Origin of the sequence: Streptomyces sp. NTH33, from assembly GCF_003236365.1 — a bacterium.
In the GTDB taxonomy this organism is placed as follows: Bacteria; Actinomycetota; Actinomycetes; order Streptomycetales; family Streptomycetaceae; genus Streptomyces.
On the sequence record NZ_POTZ01000452.1, the window covers coordinates 1 to 5,557 of the forward strand.

Below are 5,557 nucleotides of genomic sequence, written 5' to 3' on the forward strand. Positions count from 1 at the left end.
CCCGGGTGGGGAGGCGGGCTTCAGGGGAATGGGTGCGGGGCCCGGCGGATCTCCGCGTCGGTGAGGTCGCGGTCCCGGTGTCCGCCGCGTCGCAGCGCGGTGCGCAGCCGGGGCATCAGCAGGGCCCGCTGCCGGTTCCAGCCGAAGTCGATCGGCAGCAGTCCCGGCACCACCGTACTGACCGTCCGCAGCCCCATCCGCTCCTGCTCGGGCGAGGTCTGGTCGACGACGACGACGTCATGGCCCGCCCGGACGAGTTCGTCCCTGACCACGGCGACGTCGTCGCGCAGGTCGCCGGCGCGGGGGCGGCCGTGGCGCTCCCAGTCCCGGTACACCTCGTCGAAGGGGCGGGCCTCGGACGGCTCCAGGTAGCCGCGCGCGCACTCGGCCATGCGGGGCAGCCCGTAGAGCTGGGGGTGGTCCTTCAGATGGCGCACCAGGAAGAAGTCGTCGGCCATGGCGTCCAGTTCGCCGCGGCGCTCGGCGGTCTGCCGGGCCAGGTGCGGGATGTAGCTCAGCACTTCGGACAGCGCCCCCTCGACCGCGGACCTCGGATCCAGCGAGGCGGCGGCCGCGAAGGACAGGGTGCCCGGGCCCCCGTCCCGGCGGACGCCGACCACGGTGACGGCCGGGATCGCCAGGTCGATCCGGTTGTCGAAGACGTGCACGTCGTAGCCCTGCAGGGCGGCCCGCTCGGCCATGGCGGCGGCCGTGGGACTGCCGACCGTCCCCAGGTCGATACGGGGCAGCCGGGCCGCGCCGTACCAGCCGTTCAGGAAGGAGTCGCGCTCGACGAGTTCGAGCAGGCCGCCCAGGACCGCCTCCTCCAGGCAGCCGCCGATGGCACAGCCGTTGGAGCACTCGAAGACGAAGTTGTCGCCGGCCGTCGGGATGCTGTAGTAGACCAGCCGCGACGGCACCAGCACGGGTCGCGCGTCCCGCAGCGACCAGCCCCACTCCCAGGGGATGGGCCGGTCCGGGGTGAACGGCGGCACCCACGGGTTGGCCCGGTGGAAGTCGTCCGTGTACAGGCCGGTCTCGCGCGGGTCGACGGCGTCCGGCCCGAGCTCGTCCAGGGAGGCGGTCAGGGTGAGGGCGCGGCCCCGGGCGCGCATCCCGGCGAAGCGCTCGAGGCCCTCCAGCAGACCGATCCGGGTGCTGGCGTGGTACGTGTCGGCGTGACCGCCCCAGAAGGTCTCCCGCAGGTAGTCGCCGGAGCGGCTGGAGAAGCAGCCCACGGTGGCCGAGGTGGTCGGCGAGGTGACGTCGCACACCACCGACGGCCCGACGGCGCCCCAGTGGGGGTTGGCGAACGCATCCACCTGGAGGCCGTACGCGTCCACCGGCCGGACCCTGCTGACGCCCGGCCGGTACTTGGGCGCGGACCGCAGGACGAGGGCGGCCGAGTCGGCGGTCACCGGCTCCGGAGTACCGCAGCCGGGGCAGTCCGGCTCGGGCACCAGCGGATGGTGACGGACCGTCAGGTTTTCCAGGTCCACCAGCCATACGTCGGGGAACGGCCGCCGGTCGTCCCGGGGAGCCCGGCCGGTGGACGCGGCGCCGAGCCGGGCGATCAGCGCGGCGACGGCCTGCGCGGCGAACGGCACCCGGTAGGGCCAGGGCCCCGCCTCCCGGGTGCCGCCGCGCAGTTCGAGGCCCTCCCGCAGACCGACCGAGCGCACCCCCTGCCAGCGGCGCCGCAGACAGTCGGCGCAGCCGGCCCGCCCCTTCGTGGGCCAGGGGCCGACCATCACCTGCCGGCTGTACAGGTGCACGGGGAGCGTGGAACGCGAGGCGTCCTCGGCGCAACCGGGGGCGGCGAAGGCGTCCCGCACGCCGAGGGCGGTGACCGTGATGCCGGGAACCTCGCGGCCCGGCTCGGACGGCAGTTCCGCCAGAGCACGGCGGAGTTCCTCGGCGAAGAGGCGGCACGCCTCGCGCCGCGGCTCCCCGGCCCCGACGGCGGTGGCCTCGACGAGGTCAGCGGTCATCGTCGGCCGCCTTGGTGAGCAGGACCCGGACGGTGTGGATGCCGGCGGCGGGCAGGTCGGCCGCGTGCGTGGGCACGACGAGGGCGTCACGCCCGGCGGCGGCCAGGCGTTCCAGGACCTCCGGCCAGGTCACCGGGGACGGGCCGGTGGCGCCGCCGTCCTCGGCCGTGACCGGGATCAGGGCCGCGTCCAGGTCGGCCAGCAGCGGGGCACCGGTGTCGGGCGCGCCCAGCACCTCCTCCGCGGCGAGCTGGACCGTGCCGAGCAGGTCGCGCAGCGCGTCGGTGGCCGCGGCCACCCGGTCCAGGGCGGCGCCGGTGGCCCAGCGGACCGGCTCGTCCGCCTCGTCCGCCTCGTCCGCCTCGTCCGGCTCGGCCGGCCGGGTCCTGGCCAGCACGACGGACACCCCGGTGCGGTCCGCCTCCCCGAGGTCGAGGAGTTCGACGTCCAGCTCCAGGTGTCCGGCGGAACGCAGCAGGAAGGCCGCCTCGGGGTCGTCGGCGAACTCGGCCGGGGGGATCACCGTCGTCCGCCCGGCCCCTCGCACGGAGTGCCGCAGCGCGTCGTGGGCGAGCGCGGACAGCAGGCCGGCCGCCGCGGCCTCCGGCAGGCCGCCGCCCGCCCCGGCCCCGGCGCGGGACGGCTCGAAGCGGCGGTCCTGGTTGTCCGGCCCGAAGGGCCGCACGGCGCCGGCCGGCACCAGCGTCTGTTCCTTGGTCAGCAGCGACGTGGCCAGGACCCAGGAGGCGACCGGGTCGCCCCCGGCGCCGGTGGCGGTGGTCAGCGCGTCCGGGTGCACCCGCGGTGGCGCCTCCGCGCGGGAGGTGTCCTCCGGAGCCGGGAAGACGGGCACCACGTGCTCGGCGTAGACCTCGGCGGCGGCGTCGAGGGCCCGCAGGCGGGCGCCCGCGGTGTGCTGGACGTCGAACGCGGCGATGGTCCGGGTCCCGGCCGCACCCAGGCAGACCTCCACGGCGCCGACCTTCAGCGGGGTCTGGGTGACCGGTTCGTCCGCGTACCGGGTGAAGACCCCGACGGACGGCCGGACGGCGAGCGAGCGGCGGTCGAGCTCGGCGAGCGGCCCCTCGGTCGCGCCGTCGTCCGGGGCGGCGGCGACGACCGGCTGGAAGGCGGGCCGCTCGGGGGCCGCGGTCAGGTCGACCGGCTCGGGAGAGCCGGGCCGGGCCCGGCAGAACGGGCAGCGCGGGTGGGGCAGCAGCCGCTCCGCCAGGACGTCGAAGGAGGCCATGTCCTGCAGCAGCACCTGTCCCCGCGTCTCGGCCGGCAGCGCCTTGGTGACCAGCCGGAACACCTCGTAGCCGAGCAGGTTGCCGAGCATCGCGGCGAGCGGGCCGCGCGGGCCGGGGCCGGCGGCGCCTCCCAGGGCCAGGCCGCTCCAGAGGTCGGCCGCGACCGCCGCGTCCCCCGTCGCGCCGAGCCGCAGCGCCGCGCAGGCCAGGCATCCGTCGCAGTCCGGGGCGCCGACCGGCCCGACCACCGCCCGGTCGCCGAAGGTCCAGGCGGGGAGCAGGAGGCGGCCGTCCGGAACGCCCTGGCCGAGCAGGGCGATCGCGGTCCGGAAGGCGTCGCGGCCACAGGCGGCGATCACCACGTCGTAGCCCTCGTACGCGCTCCAGTCGCCCGCCGCGCCGGACCCGGCGCCCGGCAGCACCGCCACCTCGGCCGGGCTGCCCTGCGCGGTGAGCTCCGCCGCCTCGGCCCGGAGCGCGCCGAACTCCGCGGCGGTGGCGGGGCCTTCGGCCAGAGCGGCCTCCACACCGACGAAGGCGCAGCCGTTGCGGATCAGGGAGAGCGCGCACCAGCGGGCGACCGGGCCGTCGCCGAGCACGGCGACACGGGTGCCGCGGAACGCGGCGAATCTGCTCTCGGCACCGTCGGCGTAGTGGTCGATGTACGCGATCTGCTGCCCGAAGCGGGCGGCGACCGCCGGTTCCACGGAGGGGCCCGGTCTCTGCTCGGCGGGGTCCGGCACGGGCCGGGCGAACCCGCGGGCGTACAGCGCCTTGACCAGGCCGCCCACCATCGCCTTCTGCGGGTCCTTGAAGCCCGCGCAGATCTCCGCCACGGTCCGGCTCCCGTCCAGGTGCGGGACGAGGAGGGTGGCGAACCGGTAGGCGGACGGGGAACTGAGCTGGAAACCACCGTCGGCGTTGTGGAAGATCACGCCGCCCGGCGTCTCGGTGAACAGCACGTCGCGGCGCGCCCTGGGCCGGGTGCCGGCGGTCTCCTCGTACGGCGTCGTGGGCATGCGGGGATCGCACCTCCGGGTCGGGGCCTGTCGGCCGTTCGGGGCTGAACAGGTGGGAAAGGGCGGGGCGTTGGCGGCGCGAGCCGGCCGGGCTGGGCCGTGTTCCGCGCGGGGCCGTGTTCCGCGCGGCGGCGCCGGGGCCGTCGGATGGCGCCGGGTCGTCGGGTGGCTCCGGACCGTCGGGTGGCGCCGGGCCGTCGGGTGGCTCCGGGCCGTCGGGTGGCTCCGGGCCGTCGGGTGGCTCCAGGCCGTCGGGTGGCGCCGGACGGAAGCGCGTGCCGGGCCGTGGCGACGACGGCCTGCGGCGGGATGTCGCCGCTCCGGGCGACCCTGTGCAGCGCGTGGGCGCGGAACGGCGCGTTCGTACGGAGGGTCCCCGGCTGTTCCTCGTCGAGGAGCCCGGTGTCGAGGAGCCGTTCGAGCAGCTCCTCGGCGTGTGTCTCGGGGACGAGGAGGGTGGCGGCCGCGTCCGGTGCGGTGATCCGCCCGTTCAGCCGCGCCAGGCGCAGATGCGCGTCGGCCAGCGGGGTGGGCAGCCGGTCCAGGGCCCCGTCGAGGGCCAGGGGCACGGACATCCGGGCGTCGTCGGGCAGCGCCAGCCGGGCGGGCAGGTCCCGCCGCAGCCACGCGGCGTAGTCCGCCAGGCGCAGCTTCGGCCGGGTCAGCAGTCGGGCCGCGACGATCCGCAGGGCCAGTGGGACATGCCCGCACAGGTCCGTGAGGGTTCGTGTGGCCGTGGCCTCGGCCGCCACCCGCTCATGACCCAGGACGGAGGTGAGGAGCATGTGGGACTCCTGCGGCGGCAGGGCGCCCAGCTGCAGCACCGTCGGGCCGTGCGTGGCGACCAGGGCGGCCAGTTTCATACGGCTGGTGACGACGACGGCGCCGCAGCCGGTCACGTCGAGCAGCCCGCGCACCTGGTCCGGGTGCACGACGTCGTCGAGTATCACCAGGCACGATGCGGGGGACGTACCGGAGGGGAGCAGGGAGCGCAGTTCGGCGGCCGCCTCGTCGGCGGGACGTGGCGTACCGTCGGGCCCGGTCAGCGGCAGCAGCACGCCGCCCGCGGGGTACCGGTCCGCCACCAGCCGCGCGGCGTGCAGGGCCAGCGCGGTCTTGCCCATGCCGGGGCCGCCGGAGATCACCGCGATCACCGGGGCGGCGTCCGCCCGCCCGTCCCTCCGGCCGCCGCCTCTCAGATGGCTCACCAGGTCGGCGGTCTCACGGGTGCGCCCGGTGAAGCCGGGGACGCGGGGCAGCCGGACCCGGCGGGTGGGCCGGACCCGGCGGGTCCGGC

2 protein-coding genes and 1 pseudogene are annotated in these 5,557 nt (G+C 76.7%); all 3 read right to left on the reverse strand.

Features of this window, described 5'->3' with window-relative positions; translation table 11 throughout:
• Nucleotides 1-20: 20 nt before the first annotated feature.
• Nucleotides 21-1,991 carry a TOMM precursor leader peptide-binding protein gene (locus tag C1I97_RS30190; RefSeq protein ID WP_111006277.1) on the reverse strand — a complete coding sequence of 657 codons (1,971 nt, stop codon included), beginning with the start codon at nucleotides 1,989-1,991 and terminating at the stop codon, nucleotides 21-23.
• Complete coding sequence (locus C1I97_RS30195) at nucleotides 1,981-4,260, reverse strand: TOMM precursor leader peptide-binding protein (protein ID WP_111006278.1); 2,280 nt, start codon at nucleotides 4,258-4,260, stop codon at nucleotides 1,981-1,983. The genes C1I97_RS30190 and C1I97_RS30195 overlap by 11 nt, the downstream gene beginning before the upstream one ends.
• A pseudogene (locus tag C1I97_RS40225) lies at nucleotides 4,173-5,557 on the reverse strand (hypothetical protein); the annotation flags it as partial. The gene C1I97_RS30195 and the pseudogene C1I97_RS40225, both read right to left, overlap by 88 nt.